This window comes from Streptomyces sp. NPDC057963, from assembly GCF_042887155.1.
Taxonomy (GTDB): domain Bacteria; phylum Actinomycetota; class Actinomycetes; order Streptomycetales; family Streptomycetaceae; genus Streptomyces.
Map to the genome: position 1 here is coordinate 1 of NZ_JBHVPX010000016.1, position 21,953 is coordinate 21,953.

The window sequence follows — 21,953 nt, forward strand, 5'->3', positions numbered from 1 at the left end:
CCGGCGACCTCGCCCGCTGGGAACACAACGGCACCCTCACCTTCCACGGCCGCACCGACCACCAAATCAAAATCCGCGGCTACCGCATCGAACCCACCGAAATCGAAACCGCCCTCACCAACCAACCCGGCGTCACCCAAGCCACCACCACCATCCACACCACCCCCAACGGCGACAAACAACTCACCGCCTACTACACCGGAACCACCACCCCCACACACCTACGCACCACCCTCACCACCACCCTCCCCGACTACCTCATCCCCACCCACCTCATCCCCCTCACCACCTGGCCCCTCACCACCAACGGAAAACTCGACCACACCCAACTCCCCCCACCCCAACCCACCACCACCGGCCGCCCACCCCGCACCCCCCACGAACAAACCCTCGCCACCCTCTTCACCCAAACCCTCAACCTCACCACCATCACCATCGACGACAACTTCTTCGACCTCGGCGGCCACTCCCTCCTCGCCATACGCCTCACCAACCGCATCAACACCACCCTCAACACCCACACCACCATCCACACGCTCTTCCAACACCCCACCATCGCCGACCTTCACGACGCGCTGTTCCAAGAGGCTGACGGCGAAATATTCGGTGTCCTCACCTACCGGGCCGAGGGCGACCTGCCGCCGATCTTCCTGCTGCCCGCGGCGAACGGGCTGAGCTGGTGCTGGTCCTCGTTGGTGCGTCATCTCCCGGCCGGACATCCGGTGCATGGTCTGCAGGACCCGAGATTGTCCAGCCACGATGTCGAAGCGCTGGAAGTCAAGGAACTCGCGGCCATCCACCTCGCACGTATCAGGGAGATCCGGGGCGATGGCCCATGCGTACTGGTGGGCTGGTCATTCGGAGGCACCGTCGCCCAGCAGTTGGCGGTCGAGATGGAGGCGAGCGGAGAAGATCCATCGCTGCTCGTGCTGCTCGACTCCTACCACGGTCCGGATCCGGCGGGCGAACCAACTGCGGCGGAACTCGTCCGCACGGCCCTGGACGGCCTGGTACTACCGTCGGCGAGCGCAGCCGAGCTCCCCGGCGGTCATGAATTGCGGCGAGCTCTGACAGAGCTCGAGAGTCCACTCTCGACACTTCCGGATCAGGTCGTCGAGAACCTCGTCCTGATCACCAGGGCGAACCACCACGCCATGGCCGAGCACATACCGCAACCGTCCCGGGTCCCGGTGCTGTTCCTCGACGCCGAGACCGGAGGCGCTGCCCCCGCATCGCATTTGTGGCGTGACGGCCTTGCGAAGGACCTTGAGAGCCACCAAGTGGGCTTCGACCACCAAGAGATCATGAAGTCGGAGGCGAGCCCGGAAATCGGGTCCCTCATTTCCAGGAAGGTCAACGATGTTGCCTCATAGTCGCTTCACCAGGCGGACGAGAAGCAAGCTTCGCACCTGGGGGTGGATGTACCGATGACCCCACTGGCCCAATTGCCGCACCCCGGTGTCCTGCGCTCCGCACCGGACACCACGCTCTCCGACCGGCCCCGTGCCCGGCTGGTGGGCATCGGCACCGCTGTCCCGCCCACCTCCTATTCCCAGCGCGAGCTGCTGGACATCTTCGAGATCGATGACCCACGTGTGCGGTCGGTATTCCTGAGCAGTGCCATCGAGCGCCGGTTCCTCACCCTGCCGCCGGAAAGCCCCACCGGAGGGCGACTGCTCGAGGAGCAGGGCGCCCTGCTGGCCAAGCACAAGAAGCAGGGAATCGAGGTGGGCGCGCGCGCCGTCGAGGACTGCCTCAAGAACGTGAATGCCGACCTGTCCGACATCGGCTACCTGTGCTGTGTGACCTCTACGGGATTTCTCACCCCGGGATTCAGCGCCCTGCTGATCCGCGAGCTGGATATCGACGGGCACTGCAGCCGGCTGGACGTGGTGGGAATGGGGTGCAACGCCGGTCTCAACGGACTGAACGCTGTAGCCGGCTGGGCTCGGGCGCACCCGGGTCAGCTCGCGCTCATGGTGTGCGTGGAATCGTGTTCTGCGGCCTATGTGTTCGACGGCACCATGCGCACCTCGGTGGTGAACAGCTTGTTCGGGGACGGGGCGGGCGCGATCGCGGTCATTGCCGAGGACCCGGAACAGCGCCCGGGACCCGAGGTCTTGAAGTTCACCAGTTGCATCATCCCCGAAGCGATCGATGCGATGCGCTACGACTGGGACGACGAGCAGAGCCGGTTCAGCTTCTTCCTCGACCCGGATGTCCCCTACGTGGTCGGTGCACACGCCGAACTCGTCGTCGACCGGCTGTTGTCCGGCACGGGCCTGAGGCGCAGCGACATCGCGCACTGGACGGTCCACTCGGGGGGCAAGAAGGTCATCGACTCCGTGCGGATCAATCTCGGCCTGACCCCGCACGATGTCCGGCACACCACCGGCGTGCTGCGTGACTACGGGAACCTCTCCAGCGGTTCCTTTCTGTTCTCCTACGACCGGTTGTGCGGCGAGGGGCTGGCACGCCGCGGTGAGTACGGAGTCCTCATGACGATGGGCCCAGGCTCCACCATCGAGACAGCCCTCATCCGCTGGTAGTACCGCCGATCAGAAGGAGCACATCACCATGACCACCACTGACGACATCACCGGTGTCTGTCCGCAGCTTCGGATCGACGGGACGCAGCCGCTGTCGCGTGAACTGATCGCCCGCGTGCAGGCCTTCGCCGACCAGGTCGAGGAAGGCGGGCCGGACAGCATCGCCGTGCTGCACCTGACCGGTAGCACACCGGCCTCCGCGCCCGTCGGCGATGTGGATATAGCCCTCGTCAACAAATGGGAACGCACCCTGCGACGGATCGAGCGGCTGTCCGCGACCACCGTTGCTGTCGTGCACGGCGACTGCGGCGGCACCGCGCTGGAGATGCTGCTGACCACCGACTGCAGGCTGGGCACGCCCGACGTGCTTCTGCGACTGCCGTCGGGATCCGGCCCGGGCACGGCGTGGCCGGGCATGGCCCTCTACCGGCTGGCGAACCAGGTCGGGGTCGCCCGGATCAGGCGGGCCACCCTTTTCGACACGCCGGTGCAGACCACCACCGCGCTGGAGCTGGGACTGCTCGACGAAATCGCGGACGGCCGGGAGGCCGCTGTCGCCATCGCGCTCGCGATCACACCGCGCCAAGGCGCGGACGTGGCCGTCCGGCGACAGCTGCTTCTGGAGGCGACCACCACGACGTTCGAAGAGGCGCTCGGCCGGCACCTCGCTGCCTGCGACCGAGTGCTGCGTCGGAGTGGCCATGCGTCCGAGAGCTGACCGGGGAGACCGGAACGGACCGGACAACCAGTATTCGCGTCCGACAGGAAGGTTGTGACATGACCCCGGACACCATCCTCGATGGCCGTACCCGGACCGGTGCAGGCGACCTGGACGCGGCCGTTCGCGCTCTCACCGGACTCGCGGCCCGTGCAGAGGAGCAGCTCGCATCGCTCCCGGAACCCGTTGAGCGCGACCCGGAGGAACAGGAGAGGGCCGCACGCGTCAAGCTCGCCGTACGACAAGCCCGGCACACCTTCCTCCGCAGACACGTCGACTCCGTGTACGACGACCTCACCGAGGGCGGGGCGATTCGGCTCCGACTGCATGAACTGGTGCGGGCCGCCGAAGTCAGGTTCCCCGGTGTGCTGCCGAGTGCCGATCAGATGACCGCGGAGCTGAACCGTATCCAGGCCCACAAGGAGGGACTGGAGATCGATCAGGGCCTGTTCCTGCGGGAAGTACTGGGGTCGGTCTCCGCCGGGACCCACCTCATGGACTCGATGCTTCGGCCGACCGAGCGCGCGCTGCGCCTGCTACCGGAATTCCAGAGCACCGGTTCCATCACTCTGCACTCCGTCCGACTGGAACGAACCGGCCCGGCGGCAGAGCTCACCCTCTGCCGCGACGATTGTCTCAACGCCGAGGACAACCAGCAGGTCGAGGATGTGGAGACCGCGGTCGACCTGGCGCTGCTGGACCCGGCGGTGCGCGTGGGCGTGTTCCGTGGCGGGCCGATGTCGCATCCCCGGTACGCGGGTCGCCGGGTGTTCAGCGCGGGCATCAACCTCAAGCGGTTGCACGCGGGCCAGATCTCGTTCATCGACTTTCTGATGCGCCGGGAGATGGGCTACATCAACAAGTTGGTGCGCGGCATCGTCGTGCCCCACGATGCGTCCTGGCGCAGCCCCGCCATCGAGAAACCGTGGCTGGCCGGAGTCGACACCTTCGCGATCGGTGGCGGGGCGCAACTCCTTCTGGTGTTCGACCGGGTGGTCGCCGGCGCGGACGCATTCTTCAGCCTGCCCGCCGCCCAGGAGGGCATCGTGCCGGGCGCGTCGAATTTCCGGCTGGCCAGGGCGATCGGAAGCCGGGGGTCCCGTCAGATCGTCCTGTGGGGACGCAAGGTGTGGGCCAACGAGCCTGACGGCGGGCTGCTGTTCGACGAGGTGGTCGATCCCGTGGAGCTGGATTCGGTGCTGCGGAACGGAATCGACCGGCTGGACAACACCGCGGTCGTGACCAACCGCCGGATGCTGAACCTGGCGGAGGAACCGCCGGACACGTTTCGCGCGTACATGGCGGAATTCGCGCTGCAGCAGGCACTGCGCCTCTACAGCGAGGACGTCCTCGGCAAGGTCGGCAAGTTCGCAGCGGGCGCGGTGGCGAAGTGAGCCCAGCGCAGCGACTTCGGGGACGGTACAACGAGGCCGGCGACGCGAGTGCCGGGACAAGGTGATCCATGGACCCGGGAGTACCCGGCCGTTCCGCCTGGGCCCGAGGGAAGGGAGCGACCGTGGACCGGGCGGATCAGTGACCCTTTTCCCACCTTGGGTTGAGGCGTGGTGACGGACGAGGAAGGCCGTCACGATGTCGGCAATGAGGTTGGCGCCGCAGCGGAGCTTTCGGCGGAGACGCCAGCCCTTGAGGGTGGCCGAAGTCGGCCGCAGACCGCATCATCGACCAGCTCGTTCTGGTCTGCCGCCCCCTTCCAGGCAACCGCAACGACCGCAAGGCATGGGAGGAATCCGGGGCCAAGGCCGCCGTCGGCAAGACCATGACGATCGCCGACGGCGGCTACCCGAAGGCTGTCCCGTACCCTCTGGCGGGCGTGCGACGACAGCTACGACCCCTCGCCGCGTTGTCGAAAACGACCGAACAAACCCACCATTCGGGCGTTCCTCCGCCGTGCGATGCACCGCATTCGACGCCGCACGCCGATCCACCAGGGATTAGCCGATCCACCAGGGATTACGGGGCAGACCCCTGGCACCGGACTCGTGATGCCGCACTGCCGCCGGCCCGGCGAGGAATTCCCCGGGTGGAAGCAGCAGCACAACCACTGGCACAAACAGGTTCGTGCGCGCGTAGAGCACGCCTTCGCCCGCACGAAGACCTGGAAGATTCTCCGCGGCTGCCGCCTCAAAGGAGACGGGCGGCTGGCAGAGTATTCAAATGCGAATGGATACTTCCAGAAGTGACCGATCAGTGGATGCCTCTGCCTGGGCCACCGGACGGGGACTGCCGATTATCACTCCGCTTAATTCATAGTTCATCCTGAACGAGGCACGTAATGTCCAGGAGTGAGGTATGGGCCATCGAGGCCGTGGACCGGCCCGGCCGGTCGGTGCACGTCAGGGACGGACGCTCACCGCCCGGCTGTCAGCGGGTGCTCAACGAGCCCCCCAACGAGGCTCGCGCTTCTCGGCGAAGGCAAGCGGGCCTTCGATCGCGTCCTGGCTGTGCATGCGCCGTTCTTCCCAGGGGTAGCGGGTCGCGAATGCCGACTCCAGCGGCATGGTCGCGGACTTCGTGGCCGCTTCCTTCATGGCCCGGACGGAGAGCGGTGCGCAGCGCAAGATGTCGGCCACCCAGCCGTCGACGCAGTCGTCGAGATCCTCGACGGGGACCACCTCGTTGACGAGGCCGAGTTCGAAGGCGCGCTGTGCGTCCATCGGACGACCGGTCAGAAGATGCCCCATCGCCGTCTTCCACGGCAACTGCCGGGTGAGCCGGAAGACTCCGCCCGCCCCCGCCATCAGACCGAGTTTGGCTTCAGGCAGTGCAAAGGTCGCGCCGACGGAGGCAATGACGATGTCGCAGGCGAGAGCAAGTTCGAAGCCGCCACCCATGGCGTACCCCTGCACCTTGGCGACGACCGGCTTGGCCAGATCGAACCGCTCCGTCAATCGTGGCCAGCCCGCCTTTCCGCGGCTGCCGAATGTGGCCGTGCTTGCGGTTCCCTCGCGGACCCGGTCGGCGGCTTCCTTCAAGTCCTGACCGACGGAGAAAGCGCGGGTTCCAGCGCCGGAGAGAACGGCCACCCATAGATTGTCGTCGGTTTCAAAGTCGTCCCATATCTCGGCGAGTTCCTCATGCATGCGTAAGTCCATTGCATTGAGGACCTCGGGCCTGTCGAGCGTTATTCGGGCAAGGTGACCATTCTTCTCGTAACGCACCCTTGATCTAGGCTTCATGGAGGGATCGTAATATGATCGACAAGTAATTTTGGGTCAACCGTTGAGCCGAAGCTGATGAGCTTCGGGCTCGTTGATCGGCGAGGGCGGGCAGGCGAGAGTTGCCGGCGGCTTCACGCCGCGGCGGCCCTCCGCCGCTCCTGTCGGCAGCAGCCGGCTCAGCTGCGGGCCCGGAAGGAGGGGAAGTGCCCGGCCATCGTCGCCCGGCCGAAGGCGGAGAAGGCCGAACTGGTCCGGCGGATCAGCTCGGCCTGTGCTCGGATGCCGAAGGTGTTGCAACAGGATGCTCACCTGTCCGTTGGTGCTGTCGCCGCCGGTAAGAAGTGGGGATTCCGCCGGATGCCGGAGGAAGCGGGCGTCGGTCACCTACTGGCAGTGCCGAAGTCGCAGCAGGTCAAGTCGTTCGCCGGATCTGGTGCATCGATCAGCTCGTCAGCGAGGCACCGGACGACGCCTGGACCCGTGATGTCCGCGAATGTCCCGTCCGCCCGGTCCATGATGTGCCGAGCCGCCACCCCGGGCTCCGGACACGCGTTCCGGCTCCGGCGCTCGGCCAAGGGCCGTCCCATAGTCCCTGGTGGATCGGCGTGCGGCGTCGCATGCGGTGCATCGCAAGACGGGGGGACGCCCGAACCACTGGCTGCACCCGGGCGTTCCGGCGACGCGGCGAGATGCCGCAGCCGTCGTCGCACGCCCGCCAGGGACTATGGGACGGCCCATAGGCTAAGCCCGGGGCCGTGATCAATCTCGTTGACAGCAATGCTGCTGGGGTCATCAGGAGCGACGGAGTCCTCGGCCAAGGTCGCGGGCCTGAGCAGCGCCAGCCATGAGGGCGGCGTTCGTTGCAGGTTGCGGCGTCTGCCACGTGTGAGTGTGCCAAGACCGCCGTCTCGCACGAGGCGGCGGTCTGTCCAGTCGTACGTGGGGCCTGGTGCGTCAGGGTGTCACGGCTTGCGGGCGAGGCCGCCGTGCTCGCCGATCGGTTCCGGGGTGGGGGAAGTGGGGTCCGGGCGCCAGAAGGGGACCGAGACGACCCCGGGGTCCAACAGTTCCAGGCCGTCGAAGAACGCCGCGATTTCGTCTACGGGGCGCAGGAAGTACGGTACGGCGCCGGTCTCGTTGTACGCGTCCTGGGCCTGTTCGTAGTCGGCGTCGGTGCCTCGTGAACCATCGTTGATGGAGAGGTAGCTGCCGGACGGCAGTCCGTCCATCAGACGGGCGACGGTGGCGTGTGCCTGGTCGTAGTCAGCGACGTGGCCCAGGATATTGCTGAGAATCAGGGCGGTGGGACGGGTGAGGTCCAGCGTCTCGGCGGCGGCCGCCAGGATGCGATCGGGGTCGGACAGGTCGGCGTCGACGTAGGCGGTCGCCCCCTGGGGGGTGGAGGTGAGCAGGGCACGGGCGTGCGCGAGGACCAACGGGTCGTGGTCGACGTAGACGATCCTGGTCTCGGGGGCGAGCCGCTGGGCGACCTCGTGGGTGTTGTTCACGGTCGGCAGGCCGGTCCCGACGTCCAGGAACTGCCGGATGCGCTCCTCGGTGACCAGGTACGTGAGGGTGCGGCGCAGGAAGGCACGGCTGCTGCGGGCGATGGTGACGATGCCGGGGAAGGCAGCGCTGTAGGCGTCGCCGGCTTCCTCGTCAACGGGGTAGTTGTCTTTCCCGCCCAGCCAGTAGTTCCAGATCCGGGCGGAGTGCGGCACCGACGAATCGATCTTCTGATGCACCGCCGGTCCGGGCGATGTCGCGTGGTCGGCCATGGGTACCGTCCGTCTTTCAACCGAGGCGTGAACTGTCAAGGCACAACCTACGTCCCAACAACCTCTGTGCGTACATCAGTTCATGTTTCAGGTGAGTTGGATCGGCGTTGATCCGGTTGCCAGCGCCTGCGGTGGCGACGACCGCGAGGCGTAGACCGAGGGCGCGGGCGTGGTGTCCATCGGGCAGGTCGCTTGCCTGATTGCAGCAGCAGAGCAGTACGCCAATCGGGACGACCTGCGGCAAAGGCAGGAAGGGTGGGGTCCACGCAATCGGCGGAGGTGTCCACCCGGACCAGGGCCATGCCCATCACGGACGCGTCAGGGTGCGGGAGATCGCCGGATGCGAGCGTAGGTCAGGCCCGTAAACCGGACGACATCGGCGCGTGAAAGGCTGAGCCGCATGACCAGTGAAGCCGATGAACCACGTCGAGACCTGTTCCTCCGAGACGGCCTGGAGGCAGCAGACGTGGTACGTGTTCATCGTGAGGCGCTTCGTGTCCTGCGAGACAGCATCGAGACGGCTCACGTCGATGCCTACAGTGATATCGCATGGCCACGGGAAGTGGCGCCCGCGTACGAGCAGGTGCTGTCGATGGCCGCCAACGAAGTGGCCGAGGGCGTCCGGTCTGCGAAAGGTGACCCTGGCATGGGGATTGACGTCGATGTCCGCGACGACACGCAGTTCGACGTGCTTCTGGCCTTGGCGCCCTACACGATTCATGCCGAGGCGTGGCGACAGGGTCGAGAGATCTTCAGCGCCAGCGACACGGGCACGGCCCTGTGGATCGCTGTCACATCAGAGCAGGAGGTTCGGCTCATGTCACGGCTCGATGTGCTGGGTGTCCCGCAAACGGCGTTCACGACTCAACCTCCCAGGCGGCGAAGTCTGTTCGCCCGGTGGTCACGGCACCAGATCGCGTAGCCACAAGATGAGCGAACTCAGCTGCAGTCCCGCCTGGCAGCGGGTGGGCGAGCTTGTCGAACCGTGTGGCGACAGCCCGGAACTGTTTGAGCCGGTTGAGGCGGCGTTCCACAACGTTTCGGTGCTTGAAAGCCTCCCGGTCGAAGGCGGGGCGGCGGCCGACGGCGCTGCCCTTTCGACGTCGGTTGCCGACCTGGTCAGAGCTGGGATACCAGTGGGAGATATCCGGAGTGAGGGCGTATCCCGACTTACCGCTCAGCCGTGCGCTGCGGAGGGCGCCTGACGGGCATCTTGCCTGGTCAGGCGCCCTTTTTTGGTGTCTAGAAGAAGCCCAGCTTCTTCGCCGAGTATGAGACGAGTAGGTTCTTCGTCTGCTGGTAGTGCTCCAGCATCATCTTGTGGTTCTCGCGGCCGATCCCCGACTGCTTGTACCCGCCGAAGGCGGCGTGGGCCGGGTACGCGTGGTAGCAGTTCGTCCAGACCCGGCCGGCCTGGATGGCGCGACCCGCCCGGTATGCGGTGTTGATGTCGCGGGTCCATACGCCCGCGCCGAGGCCGTACAGCGTGTCGTTGGCCGTCTTGATCGCGTCGTCGAAGTCCGCGAAGGACGTGACCGCCACGACCGGCCCGAAGATCTCCTCCTGGAAGACCCGCATCCGGTTGTCGCCCTCGAAGACGGTCGGCTGCACGTAGTAGCCGCCCGCCAGCTCCCCGTCGTACTCGATCCGCTGGCCACCCGTGAGGACCTTCGCGCCCTCCTGCTGGCCGATGTCCAGGTACGAAAGGATCTTCTGCAACTGGTCGTTGGAGGCCTGGGCGCCGATCATCGTGTCCGTGTCCAGCGGGTGTCCCGGCACGATCTTCTCGGTGCGGGCGATGCCCGCCTCAAGGAACTCGCCGTAGTGCCCGCGCTGGATCAGTGCGCGTGAGGGACAGGTGCAGACCTCGCCCTGGTTGAGGGCGAACATGGTGAACCCTTCGAGGGCCTTGTCACGGAAGTCGTCGTCCGCGTTCCATACGTCGTCGAAGAAGATGTTCGGCGACTTGCCGCCCAGCTCCAGCGTCACCGGCTTGATGTTCTCGGAGGCGTACTGCATGATCAGCCGCCCCGTCGTGGTCTCACCGGTGAAGGCGATCTTCGCGACGCGGGGACTGGAGGCGAGGGGCTTGCCCGCCTCGGCGCCGAAGCCGTTGACGATGTTGACGACACCGGGCGGAAGGAGGTCGGCCACCAGCTTCAGCCATACGTGGATGGAGGCCGGGGTCTGTTCGGCCGGTTTGAGGACCACCGCGTTGCCCGCCGCGAGCGCCGGAGCCAGCTTCCACGTTGCCATCAGGATGGGGAAGTTCCACGGGATGATCTGCGCGACGACACCCAGCGGCTCGTGGAAGTGGTACGCGACCGTGTCGTCGTCGATCTCGCCGAGGGAGCCCTCCTGGGCGCGCAACGCACCGGCGAAGTAGCGGAAGTGGTCGATGGCCAGGGGCATGTCGGCGGCCAGGGTCTCCCGTACCGGCTTGCCGTTGTCCCAGCTCTCGGCGACCGCCAGCTCCTCCAGGTGCGCCTCCATCCGGTCGGCGATCCTGTTGAGCACGGAGGCGCGCTCGCCCGCCGCGGTCGCTCCCCACGCGGGGGCCGCGGCGTGTGCCGCGTCCAGCGCCCGCTCGACGTCCTCGGCAGTGCCGCGGGCGATCTCGGTGAAGGGGCGGCCGTTGACGGGGCTGGGGTTCTCGAAGTACTGGCCACGGGCGGGCGGGACGTACGCGCCGCCGATCCAGTGGTCGTAGCGGGACTCGTACGAGACGATTGATCCCTCGGTGCCCGGCGCAGCGTAACGGGTCATCTCTGTGGCCTCCCGGATCCGGTGCCGCCCGCCGTTGGACGGCCCTCGCCGCGAAGGTAGACAGCGCCACGTTGCGACCCCGTTGCAGACGAAAGGGGCTGTCCCTGCTCGGTGTCCAGCGAGCGCGCCCTGGCCAGCAGCGCGGGGCGCTGTCCCGTGGGTGCGGCCGCCGCGAGCGCCCGCCAGACCGGGAGGTCGTCCTCGCCCCACGGGCTGTACGCCCAGTCGGCCAGCAGGCCCGGGTCGGCGCGCGCGATCAGTGCCGCCCGCAACTGCTCGTCGAGCCGTTGCCGCAGCCGGATGACGGACGGCGCCTGCGAGCCCGGCAGCAGCGGACCCGCGTAGGCGCTGAGCGCCGCTGCCACCGCACCGGACGCCAGCCTCCGCGCGACCGTGTCGAAGTCGGCGTCGACCGGCGCGGAGAGACGATAGGGGCGCGAGCGGAGGAGCCCGGGGCCGAGCAGGCGGCGCAGCCGGGAGAGTTCGGCCCGCAACGTCACCGGGGTCACCGACTCGTCCTCGTACAGTTCGACGAGGAGTTCGTCGCCGCAGAGGCCCTCGGGGCGGCGGGCCAGCGTCACCAGGATCTCGCTGTGCCGCCTGCTCAGCCGGATCTTGCGGCCTCCCGCGACGAGCAGTGCCTCGTCCCGGCCCAGCGCACTGAGCCGCACGGTCTCCCCGGCAGGCGTGGGCGAGAGCAGTGCCAGCTGTGACTCGGCGGCGCGCGCCACCGCCTGCACGAACGCCAGGCTGTGCGGATGCGCGAGCCGGTCCCCGCCGGTGATGTCCACGGCGCCCAGGGCCCGACCCGTGTGCGGGTCGTGGAGCGGTGCCGCCGCGCAGGTCCACTGCTGGACCGGCCGCAGGAAGTGCTCGGCGGCGAAGACCTGCACCGGCCGGTCCACGGCGATGGCCGTACCCGGCGCGTTCGTGCCGGCCACGGACTCGGCCCAGCGGGCGCCCTCCACGAAATTCATCCGGGCCGCGGCCCGCAGGGTCCTCGGGTGTCCTTCGACCCACAGCAGCCTGCCGAGCGCGTCGCACACCGCGAGAAGGTGTTCGCCGTCCGTCGCGTACGAGCTCATCAGCTCGCGGATCACCGGCATGGCCGGGGCCAGGGGATGCCCGTCCCGGTACGGCCCGATCTCGTCCGCACCCAGTTCCACCAGCGGTGCGCCGTCCGGGTTGACCCGGGCCCGAGCCGAGCGCCGCCACGACTCGCCGACCACCGGACGTACCGGCCGCTCCAGCCGGCCAGCCGTGGTGAACACCTCGTGAGCACGCCGCAGTTGGCCCAGCCGTTCGCCGGGGTCCGCATCGGCCGCGAGGGCCACCCAGGGGTCCGTCAACTCACCCTCCCGTCCAGGGCCGTCGTACATGCCCCATCGTGGCCGCCGCCGACGTCTGTGACAACCTGGATGCGGAGAGTGAGCGGGCGCGGTGGTGGAGGCGTGTCAGCCGGCCGAGTAGAGATTGACGAGACGGATGTAGCGCACCCAGTCCCAGTTCGGTCCGGGATCGGTGTGGTCGGTGCCCGGGACCTGGGCGTGGCCGAGGATGTGCGCACGGTCCTTGGGGATGCCGTGGCGGTCGCAGACCGAGGCCGTCAGCAGCGCCGACTTCTCGTACATGGTGTTGGTGAAGTACGCCGGCTGGTCCACCCAGCCCTCGTGCTCGATACCGACGCTGCGGGTGTTGTAGTCCCAGTTGCCGGCATGCCAGGCGATGTTCTGCTCCCGGACGCACTGGGCCACGTAGCCGTCCGCCGAGCGCACCACGTAGTGCGCGGAGACCTGCTTCGCCGGATTCTGGAAGATCCCGATCGTGTTCGAGAACGTCTCCTGGGTGACATGGATGATCACGTATTGGATCGGATAGGCCGAAGGCCGGGTCGACTCCGTGTAGTTGGACGTGGAGGCGGGTGTCCAGTGGGCGAGCGGATAGTCCGTTTCGCCAGCTGTCGTGGAAGCCGCAGCGCGGGCCGACGCGGGGAGCAGAGCTGCGGCCGCCGTCGCCGCGGCGCCCTGAAGAATCCTTCTGCGGTGCATGAACACTCCTGTGCGTGGGGGAGAGAGGGAAGGGAGGAGAACGGGGTCAGGGGGTGGACAGCGGCGTCGCGGTCTCCCGCAGATGGCGGTGGAGTCCGCGATGGGGATCACCTGCGGGGAGCCACTCCTTACGGATCTTCGCCACACAGGTGTAGTTGGTGTCGCACACATTGGCCAACGGAGCCTCGCCGGCCTGGCTGACCAGCTGGTAGGCATCGAGTTCGGACAGCCCGTAGTCGCGCGCGAGCCATTGCACCAGGTCCAACTGCGAGATCCGGAAGGCGTCTTCGAGCGGCCGGGCGGAACCGGTCGACATCAGATGGGTGTCGGACTCGATGCGAGGCCACGGAGTCGTGACGCCCTTCAGCAGCTCGACCAGCACCACCGTGTTCATCGCGCACTCCACGGCCACCCCGCAGGTCTCGCCCTCGCCCTGACGGGCATGACCGTCCCCGAGGCTCAGCAGCGCACCCTCGACGTTGACCCCCAGATAGCAGGTGACGCCGGCCCTCATCTCGGGTGTGTCCATGTTTCCGCCGTGCGCGTCGGGCACCAGCGCGGACCGTACTTCCAGATTGGCCGGCGCCACGCCGACCGTGCCGTGCATCGGATCCATCGGCAGCTCCACCCGGATGTCACTGTCCCGGGCGCTGAACAGGCAGGTGCGGCGCGCCCGGTCGAGCTGCCACATCCACACCACCTCCGGCAGCGGAGCCTGCAGTGACGCGGTGGCGTGCGTGGAGGTGAGCGCGCCGAAGAGAGGGACGGTCGTCGAGGCGGCCCAGTCCCTGGCCGGTTCGATGGACACGAAGTGCACCGCGACGGTATCGCCGATCTCGGCCCCCACCACATGGAAAGGGCCGGTCTGCGGGTTGAGGAAGGGAAACTCGCAGACCTCGGAGACCAGGTCCTTCTCGGAGCGCACCCGGCCGGCGAAGCAGTCCTCCGTATACACGTCGAGGAACGTCCCCGGCTCGATACGGGCGACCGGCGCCGCTCCGCCGAAGGTCCAGGCGTACTCGCCCTCCTTGGGGCGGACGGTCAGAATACGGGGATCGCTCATCGCTGCACTGCTCCTGTCCTGGACTCCCCGGGCTGCCCCGGGGTTTCGTCGAGATGGATCCGTCCGGTCTGGGCCACCCGCTGCGGATGCCTGCGCAGCAGCACCGCCAGGACAACGATCCCGATCACCATCCAGACACCGACGACCGGACCCGCATAGGAGACCGGCGCACTGAGCTCCGAGACGAAGTCGAAGACCGGAATCCCGGCGGCCGTCAGCAGCGCGGGCACGAACGCCGCGATGCCCAGCACCGGGAAGAGAAGATGGAGTACGGGGTTGAACGCGTCGCGCCGTCGGCGCAGGAAGTACCCGGCGCAGGCCAGATTCACGACGATGTACACCCCGGTGATCACGGTGACGATCACGGTGGCCAGCAGTACGAACGCGGTCACCGGGTCGTAGGCGAATCCGAGCCCGAGAGCCGCGCCGACCGCGATCACGAACTGCGCGGCCACGCCGGTGACGGGGGAGCGGCGGCGCGGATGGAGACGCGCGAAGGCCCGCGGGAACACCCCGATGCGGCCGAGGGCGAACGCCGTCCGGGTCGACACGTTCGCACACGCATTGGCGTTGGCGACGGTCGAGTTGACCACGGCGAGGAAGAGCAGCACCCAGAACAGCCCGAACGAGGCGCGGGCCACGCCCTCCCACGACGCCGTCCCCGAAGAGCCGAATCCGGCGAACCGGTCGGGCCCGAAGTACACGGACATCGCATAGGTGGTGAGGACGTACACCAGGCCGATGGAGAGCGCCGCGCCGAGCACCGCACGCCGCATCGTGCGCCGCGGGTCCTTCGTCTCCTCGGCGAGCGGTGCCGCTGCCTCGAAGCCGGAGAAGGCCAGCACGGTGTAGACCGAGCCGGCGAAGATCCCGCTGATCCCGTCGTAGCCGTGAGCGGTGTGCGAAGTACCGAAGACCGAAAGGGTGTTGTCCGAGCCCGCCTGCCCGATGAGCAGCACGGCGAAGGCGACGAAGACAAGCACCTCGAAGACGCCGAGCACGGTTCCGAACCGGGCGGAGGCCCGTACACCGAAGAACCCGGCGAACGCGATGATCACCGCGCCCAGCAGAGACCACGGCCACCACAGGGCCGCGGGGTAGGACGACCACTCCTGGTGCAGGGTGCCCGCTGTCGTGAAACCGAGCTGGAGCAGCAGCAGCGCGGGGACCAGCGCCTCCACGAAGACATAGCCCCAGCCGACGAGAAAGCCGATGGCCGGATGCAGCCCTTGCGCGCAGTAGGTGGCGACCGAACCGGCGGCCGGCAGATGGCGGGCCAGCTCCGCGACGCACGAGGCGGTGAACAGACAGGCGATCAGCGCCACCACCACGGACAGCGGGAGACTCCCGCCCGCGAACGCGGCTCCGGACGGAATGGACGCGGCGATGGCGGCGGCGGGCGCCATCGCCGTGACGCTCTGGAAGAGGACTTCGCGCAGCCCGACGGCATCACGTAACAGTCCGCTGCCCGAATCCCCCGACACCCCGTGGCTCCTCTGTCCGACGACGGGAAGGCGTTGTCCGATGTATGGCCCCGCGTTTCGCGCGCCCTACCGTACGGGCGTCGCGCGGGCTGCGGAAGACGGCAGCCCGAATCGTGTGCGTGGACGAAGGAGCGCGGCGGATCACGAAGGTGGACAGCCCCGGCACGGGGCCGGGGCTGCGGAGAGTAGACGCGGGTGCGGAGACGGCGGACGGTGGACGGGGCCCCGACCGCGTGCTCGCGGACGCCGCCGGCCCCTTGCGGCTCCTCGACGGCGGCTTCCCGGACCACGGGGCGGCGGCGGGCGTCGCCGACTACAGCCTCCGGGAGGGTTCGCCTGTCAAGGGCCGGAGCCGGCGGACCTCCCGGAGGCAGCCACGGCGTCAGCCCCGCAGCGGGCGGGGCAGCTTCAGCAGCGTCACCGACGTCTCGATGCCGCTGTCGACCAGCCGGCCGTTCGCGTCGAACGCCTCGGCGCCGTCGGTCATCCCGAAGTCGTTGTCGTTGATGAGAGCGAGCGTGTCCCGGCCCGTCACCGCCACGCCCTCGACCTTCCCGGGGATGCCCGCGACCTTGCCCAGGTCGACGACCAGACTCTTCCGGAGCACCGGTACGCCCGCCGCCGCCGGGTCGGTGAGCTCCTCGTACGAGGGCGACACCGCCGGGTCGTCCCACGCGGAGCCCAGGATGCCGGAGCCGTGCGGGAGCGTCACCCGGTGCAACCGGGCCGCCTTGTCCGTGCGCTCCTCGACCAGGAGACGGTCCCGTCCGATCGCGACGACCGAGGAGATCTTCAGCTCGGAGGTGTCGTCCTCACCCGGGTCCACGACGTCCACCGCGTCGAACCGGTAGGCGTACTCCGCCGTGACCGCGCGCTTCTTCGTCGAGAAGCGCAGCAGCCGCGCATTGCGCGAGGAATCGCCCGCGTCCTGGTCGGGCAGCGAGAGCGGGCTCTGCACCGCCAGCACCAGATCGCCACCCGGCAGCTGGGCCAGCCCCTCGAACCCCCGGTTGACCTTGCGGTGCAGCAGCACGCCGGGCAGTGCCTCCACCACCGGGTAGTCGGCACCGGTGAGCCCGAGCCCCTGCGGGACATAGCGGGTCAGCACCCGGCCCCGGGCGGAGACGTGCACCAGCGAGGGGCCGTACTCGTCCACGAGCCAGAACGTGCCGTCGGCGGCACGGACGATGCCTTCGGTGTCGAGGCCGTTCGGGTCGTACGCGAGCGGCGTCTTCGCGTCGTACGTGTACGGGGCCTCGTCGCGGACCCGCTGGTTCGGCAGACCGGTGACGGCGGCGCCGGAGCGCGTGGTCAGGGGAATGGCCCCCAGCACCTGGACGCGCTCGCCGTTGATTCGTACCTTGACGATCGCCGGGTCGAAACCGGGGACCGGGAAGGTGCGCCGCTTCTTCCCGTCGATCTTGATCTGGCCGTTGGGGCCGCGGTCCGTCACCGTCCAGAACTCGCCCTTGCGGTCGGCCGGGTAGATGTCGCTGCCGATACCGCCGAGCATGACACCGCGGTCGTCGGCGACCGTCCCCGGGAGCAGCCCGTTGCTGAAACCGGCCAGGGGAACGTCACCGAGCACGGCGCTCCCGGTGACCCGCGCGGTGCGCTCCGGACGCCCGTGCCGGTCCTGCGCGCCCGTCGCCGTACCGGCGACACACACCGTCCCGAGCAGGGCGAGCGGCAGCCCGACGGAAAGGGAACGACGGACAACACGCGCGGACATGGGGCCTCCTGGGGCGCAAACGGTTTGGACGGCCGTCAGGTTCCGCCCTGAGCATCAACGCGCGGTGACGTGGAAGTGAACTCCTGAGCAGAACCGGACGACAGACGGGGGCGGGGCCGGACGTCCTGCCCGGTCCCGCCGTTTCACCGCTGAGCCGGCCTCATGAACGGCGGCGTCAGTCGTCCGATCCGCTCGGACCTCCCAGGGCCGCCGCCGGATCGTCGTCCGCCGGGCCCGCCGGAACCCAGCGTCCGCTCTCCTTGCGGTACGGCCACCAACGCCCGTCCCGCCCGTACCTGAGCTGCACGCTGCCGTCCACCGCGGTCCAGCGGTTGCCCGCGGACCGGAGCCGGGGCTGTTCGCCTTCCTCCCAGGCCGCGGCGAGGCCGGCCCGGGCCCTGGCCAGGGTCTGCGGATCCGGCGTCCACTCCTCGTCGAGTACGGCGAGCGCGGCCGCCCCGCCGTACTGCCACGCACGCACCGCCGCGTCGAGTCCGGCACGCGACCGCCCCGATCCGACGGCCAGTCGTGTCGCGATCCAGGGCTCGGGCCGGGCATCCGCGACCAGCCGTACGGCGTCCTGCTGCGGCGTCAACCCGGGCGGTGGCGGCTGCTGTTCATGGCCGGGGGAGAGAGCGTCCGCCAGCATCCGGTGGGCGCGTGCCGCACCGTCCCTCGCCAGCAACTCCAGGACCGACGGATCGACGCCGGGTTCCGGTTCCGTCTCCGTGTCCAGCGACGGCGCGGGGCCCGGTTCCGCCGGCAGCGGCGGAGGAGCGGGCAGCGGCGGCAGGATGTCTCGTGCGGCGAACGCCTCGTCCGCCCGTACGCCCCGGTCCTTCGCCTTCTCAGCCGAGGCACCGGGCCCGTCGCAGGAGACGGCCGATCCGGACGGCGCCCGCCCCTCGGCGCGGGCCGCGACGCGTTCCTGGAGCTCGTCCAGGAGCCGGCGCTCGCCGCGCCCGCGCACGAGCAGCAGGACGAACGGATCCTCGTCCAGCAGTCGCGCCACCTGGTAGCAGAGGGCGGCGGTGTGCGGGCAGTGGTCCCACGTCCCGCAGGCGCACTCCGGGTCCAGATCGCCGATCCCCGGGAGGAGTTCCATACCGGCCGCCGCCGCGTCCTCCACCAGGTGCGGCGGCATTTCGTGGTCGAGGAGCGCAGCGATGTACCCGGCTCGGGCGGCGGCCATGTCCAGGAACCGTTCCCAGTCCGCCTCGCTCAGCTCCTGGAGGAGCACATCACTGCGGTATGCCGACGAGTCCCGGTCCCGGACGAGCGCGGTGATCCGGCCGGGCCGTACGGAAAGCGCACCGACCCGGCCCTCACGGGCGAACCTGCGCCCCTGCTTGAGCTGTTGGCCGTCCAGCGCGGTGTCCTCCAGGGCCTTCAGCCACGCCCGGCCCCACCATGTCTCCGCGAAGCCGCGGCCGCGCGCGGGCGGCAGCGCGGCGAAGGTACGTTCCTGCACCGGGGTGTCCCGCCCGTCGCCGGTCATGGATTCGTCCCCGTCACCGTCGAATGCGCCACTCATCGCGTGCCCCCTCGCAGCTCCACCAGATCGGCCAGTTCCGCGTCCGTCAGTTCGGTCAGTGCCGCCTCCCCGGAACCGAGCACCGCGTCCGCCAGCCCCTGCTTGCGGGCCAGCATGGCGGCGATCCGGTCCTCGACGGTGCCCTCGGCGATCAGCCGGTGCACCTGCACCGGCTGCGTCTGCCCGATCCGGTACGCGCGGTCGGTGGCCTGCGCCTCGACCGCCGGGTTCCACCACCGGTCGAAGTGCACGACATGGCCCGCCCGGGTGAGGTTGAGTCCGGTGCCGGCCGCCTTCAGCGACAGCAGGAAGACCGGAGCCCCGCCCGCCTGGAAACGGTTCACCATGGCCTCCCGCTCCGCGACCGGTGTGCCGCCGTGCAGGAACTGCGTGCGCACCCCACGCGCCGCCAGGTGCCGTTCGAGCAGCCGGGCCATCTGCACGTACTGGGTGAACACGAGCACACTCGCGTCCTCCGCCAGGATCGTGTCGAGCAGTTCGTCCAGCAGCTCCACCTTTCCCGAGCGTTCCTCGATCCGGGGATCCTTCTCCTTGAGATACTGCGCCGGGTGGTTGCAGATCTGCTTCAGAGCCGTCAGCAGCTTGATGACGAGGCCCCGGCGGGCGAAGCCGTCGGCGCCGGAGATCGCGGCCAGCGTCTCCCGTACCACCGCTTCGTACAGCCCCGCCTGTTCCGCCGTCAGCGACACCGTCCGGTCCGTCTCGGTCTTCGGCGGCAGCTCGGGCGCGATGCCGGGATCCGATTTGCGCCGGCGCAGCAGGAACGGCCGCACCAGTGCGGCCAGCCGCTCGGCCGCCGCCGGATCGCCGCCCTCCGCGGTCCGCGCGTAGCGGGTGCGGAAGGTGCCGAGCCGGCCCAGCAGACCGGGCGTCGTCCAGTCGAGGATCGCCCACAGCTCGGACAGGTTGTTCTCCACGGGGGTGCCGGTGAGCGCCACCCGTGCCCGTGCCCCGATCGTCCGTAGCTGCTTGGCCGTTGCCGAGTACGGATTCTTGACGTGCTGCGCCTCGTCGGCGACCACCATGCCCCAGCCGATGCCGGCGAGCTTCGCCGCGTCGAGCCGCATCGTGCCGTACGTGGTCAGGACGAATTCGCCGTCCGCCAGACCCGTGAGGCTGCGCGATCCACCGTGGAAGCGGCGCACCGGCGTATCGGGCGCGAACTTCTCGATCTCCCGCTGCCAGTTGCCCATGAGCGAGGTCGGGCAGACCACCAGCGTCGGCCCGGAGGCCGATTCGATGCTCTGGCGGTGCAGATGCAGAGCGATCAGCGTGATGGTCTTGCCGAGCCCCATGTCGTCGGCGAGACAGCCGCCCAGACCGAGCGATGTCATGGTGTGCAGCCAGTTCAGTCCGCGCAGCTGGTAGTCGCGCAGAGTGGCGGCGAGAGCCGGGGGCTGACCGATCGTCTGCTGCCCGCCGGACTCCGGCTCGGCCACCCGGCGGCGCAGCTGCTCCAGCCAGCCGGTGGCCAGGACGTCGACCCGGCGGCCGTCGACCTCGGTGGAACCGGTCAGCACGGCTCCGAGCGCGTCGATCGGAGTGACCTTGCGGTCCTGGGTCTCGCGGGCACGCCGTGCCTCTTCGGGGTCGATCAGCACCCACTGGTCGCGCAGCCGCACCACCGGCCGGTTGGCCTCGGCGAGGCGGTCGAGCTCGGCGCGGCTGAGCTGCTGGTCGCCCAGGGCGAACCACCAGTTGAACGTCAGCAGCGCGTCGGACGACAGCAGCGGCGGGGCGTCCGACCCGGTGCGGGCGAAACCCGCGTGCTCCTGGTCCGTTCCGTCGCCGGGCGGGCCGACGACGGCGCGTGAGGTGAGCTTGCGGGCCAGTTCCTTGGGCCAGTGCACCTGTACGCCGGTCGCGGCGAGTGCCCGTCCGGCGGGGCCGAGGAGTTCGGCGAGCTCTTCGTCGGCGGGCTCCACGGAGTCGGGCACCGTGGCCGACAGCAGCGGAGCGAGCGCGGGCCAGGCACGGGCGGCCCGGCGCAGCGCCAGCAGGGCGTCCATCCGGACCCGGGGGCCGAAGGCGGCGGCCGGCGCCGAGCCGGCCCAGACCTCGGAGGCATCGGCGAGCACCGCCGGATCGCTGACGCTGTGGATCTGCAGGACAGCGCGGAAGGAAGGCCCGGCGGGCTGCTCGCGGTCCTGGTCCGGCATGGTCGGCCCCGACACCTCGACCCGCAGCGAGAGCCGGACGCCCGCGTCGTGCCCGGCGGCCACATCGGTGGCCCAGGCCCGTTGGCCGGGCAGATGCTGCGGCGCGTCGACGGCGAAAGCCGGGCCGCCGGCGGCGAAGGCCGCGGCGGGGGTGCGCGGCAGCGTGTCCGCCACCGCGTCGAGGAACGCGCGCAGCAGCCGCTCCGGTTCGGGCAGCAGCACGGGCTGCGCGGTCCCGTCGAGCGGTACCGCATGGGCCAGGGGCGGCATCGAGGCGGCGAGCGTACGGATCCGCGACTGATCGTCGGCAGTCAGCGGACCGGTCCGCCAGGCGTCGTGATCGGTGGCGGTCAGCCCGGGCAACAGCAAGCCCCGGGCGGCGAGTTGCAGGGCGAGGAGGGCGGCGGCGCCCCAGAACGCGGCCGCGCCGGAGGCGTGCGCCGAGCCTCGTGCGCGCGTGAGTACGGGCAGCGCGTCGCGGACCGGAAGCAGCCGCGCCGGTACGACGTACACCCGGGCGTCGGCGCCGACGACGGGGAGCTCCTCGACGGAACCGGGAGCGTCGGGCGGACTGCTGCCGTCCGGATGCCAGAAGGCGATGCGCCCCGTACGGGACGGGTCCGCGGGCAGGAAGACCACGGAGCAGCCGGAGAGTGCGGAGATCTCGGAGAGCGTTGCCGCAGGGAGCCTGTGCACAGCGATGCCGAATTCCTCAAATTTGACTAGTTGGAGTACGGGTCGCCGAGGGTACTCCACCGCTGCGCCTTCCGGCGGGCGGAATCGCAGTGATCCATCCCACTTCCGGGCGGCCCGGCAGCCCCGCGCGACCGCGTGCCACGCCTCGGGGTGCAGCCAGCCCCCCTCCGGGGGGAGGGGGCTGGCCCCCGGAAGCCCCGGGTGGTGGCGCCATGGTTGCCACACC

At 69.3% G+C, this 21,953-nt stretch carries 15 protein-coding genes and 3 pseudogenes; 7 read left to right on the forward strand and 11 right to left on the reverse strand.

Annotated elements, in window-relative coordinates:
- From ACFVT1_RS30475 to ACFVT1_RS30500, 6 genes and pseudogenes are all read left to right on the forward strand, one after another.
- The coding region (locus ACFVT1_RS30475; RefSeq protein WP_389801088.1) for an alpha/beta fold hydrolase at positions 1 to 1,373 on the forward strand (1,373 nt) is incomplete at its 5' end.
- Positions 1,374 to 1,427: 54 nt separating this feature from the next.
- A complete protein-coding gene (gene dpgA, locus ACFVT1_RS30480) occupies positions 1,428 to 2,549 on the forward strand; it encodes a 3,5-dihydroxyphenylacetyl-CoA synthase DpgA (RefSeq protein WP_389801090.1) in 1,122 nt (373 codons plus the stop codon).
- 28 nt (positions 2,550 to 2,577) lie between these two features.
- On the forward strand, positions 2,578 to 3,267 hold the full coding sequence (gene dpgB, locus ACFVT1_RS30485; RefSeq protein WP_389801092.1) for an enoyl-CoA-hydratase DpgB: 690 nt from the start codon (positions 2,578 to 2,580) through the stop codon (positions 3,265 to 3,267).
- Positions 3,268 to 3,326: 59 nt separating this feature from the next.
- A complete protein-coding gene (gene dpgC, locus ACFVT1_RS30490) occupies positions 3,327 to 4,661 on the forward strand; it encodes a (3,5-dihydroxyphenyl)acetyl-CoA 1,2-dioxygenase DpgC (RefSeq protein ID WP_389801094.1) in 1,335 nt (444 codons plus the stop codon).
- A gap of 293 nt (positions 4,662 to 4,954) precedes the next feature.
- Positions 4,955 to 5,068: pseudogene (locus tag ACFVT1_RS30495) on the forward strand (IS5/IS1182 family transposase); the annotation flags it as partial.
- 184 nt (positions 5,069 to 5,252) lie between these two features.
- Positions 5,253 to 5,468, forward strand: a pseudogene (locus ACFVT1_RS30500) (transposase family protein); the annotation flags it as partial.
- Between the two features lie 192 nt (positions 5,469 to 5,660).
- Here ACFVT1_RS30500 and dpgD read toward each other — a convergent pair.
- A complete protein-coding gene (gene dpgD, locus ACFVT1_RS30505) occupies positions 5,661 to 6,464 on the reverse strand; it encodes an enoyl-CoA-hydratase DpgD (RefSeq protein ID WP_389801096.1) in 804 nt (267 codons plus the stop codon).
- A 944-nt stretch (positions 6,465 to 7,408) separates the two neighbouring features.
- On the reverse strand, positions 7,409 to 8,224 hold the full coding sequence (locus ACFVT1_RS30510; protein WP_389801098.1) for an SAM-dependent methyltransferase: 816 nt from the start codon (positions 8,222 to 8,224) through the stop codon (positions 7,409 to 7,411).
- A gap of 400 nt (positions 8,225 to 8,624) precedes the next feature.
- Between ACFVT1_RS30510 and ACFVT1_RS30515 the strand changes: the two genes are divergently transcribed.
- Positions 8,625 to 9,146, forward strand: a complete 522-nt coding sequence (locus ACFVT1_RS30515; RefSeq protein WP_389801100.1) for a hypothetical protein — start codon at positions 8,625 to 8,627, stop codon at positions 9,144 to 9,146.
- Here ACFVT1_RS30515 and ACFVT1_RS30520 read toward each other — a convergent pair.
- The 9 genes and pseudogenes from ACFVT1_RS30520 to ACFVT1_RS30560 all read right to left on the reverse strand — a co-directional run.
- Positions 9,126 to 9,348: pseudogene (locus ACFVT1_RS30520) on the reverse strand (IS5/IS1182 family transposase); the annotation flags it as partial. The gene ACFVT1_RS30515 and the pseudogene ACFVT1_RS30520 overlap by 21 nt on opposite strands.
- A gap of 118 nt (positions 9,349 to 9,466) precedes the next feature.
- Positions 9,467 to 10,990 (reverse strand): aldehyde dehydrogenase family protein, encoded by a 1,524-nt coding sequence (locus ACFVT1_RS30525; RefSeq protein ID WP_389801102.1) that lies wholly within the window; start codon positions 10,988 to 10,990, stop codon positions 9,467 to 9,469.
- On the reverse strand, positions 10,987 to 12,339 hold the full coding sequence (locus ACFVT1_RS30530) for a GAF domain-containing protein (RefSeq protein ID WP_389801103.1): 1,353 nt from the start codon (positions 12,337 to 12,339) through the stop codon (positions 10,987 to 10,989). Before ACFVT1_RS30530 ends, ACFVT1_RS30525 begins: the two co-directional genes overlap by 4 nt.
- Positions 12,340 to 12,444: 105 nt before the next feature.
- Entirely contained in the window at positions 12,445 to 13,038 is a 594-nt protein-coding gene (locus ACFVT1_RS30535) for an N-acetylmuramoyl-L-alanine amidase (protein ID WP_389801105.1), read from the reverse strand.
- A gap of 46 nt (positions 13,039 to 13,084) precedes the next feature.
- Positions 13,085 to 14,101, reverse strand: coding sequence for an acetamidase/formamidase family protein (locus ACFVT1_RS30540; protein ID WP_389801106.1), 1,017 nt, complete (start codon positions 14,099 to 14,101; stop codon positions 13,085 to 13,087).
- Positions 14,098 to 15,585, reverse strand: a complete 1,488-nt coding sequence (locus ACFVT1_RS30545) for an APC family permease (protein ID WP_389801108.1) — start codon at positions 15,583 to 15,585, stop codon at positions 14,098 to 14,100. Before ACFVT1_RS30545 ends, ACFVT1_RS30540 begins: the two co-directional genes overlap by 4 nt.
- Before the next feature lie 382 nt (positions 15,586 to 15,967).
- The gene (locus ACFVT1_RS30550; RefSeq protein ID WP_389801110.1) at positions 15,968 to 17,317 is read right to left on the reverse strand and encodes an esterase-like activity of phytase family protein; all 1,350 of its coding nucleotides are present in this window, start codon (positions 17,315 to 17,317) and stop codon (positions 15,968 to 15,970) included.
- A gap of 175 nt (positions 17,318 to 17,492) precedes the next feature.
- Complete coding sequence (locus tag ACFVT1_RS30555) at positions 17,493 to 18,815, reverse strand: SWF or SNF family helicase (protein WP_389801265.1); 1,323 nt, start codon at positions 18,813 to 18,815, stop codon at positions 17,493 to 17,495.
- Between the two features lie 32 nt (positions 18,816 to 18,847).
- Entirely contained in the window at positions 18,848 to 21,727 is a 2,880-nt protein-coding gene (locus ACFVT1_RS30560) for a DEAD/DEAH box helicase (RefSeq protein ID WP_389801112.1), read from the reverse strand.
- Positions 21,728 to 21,953: the final 226 nt, after the last annotated feature.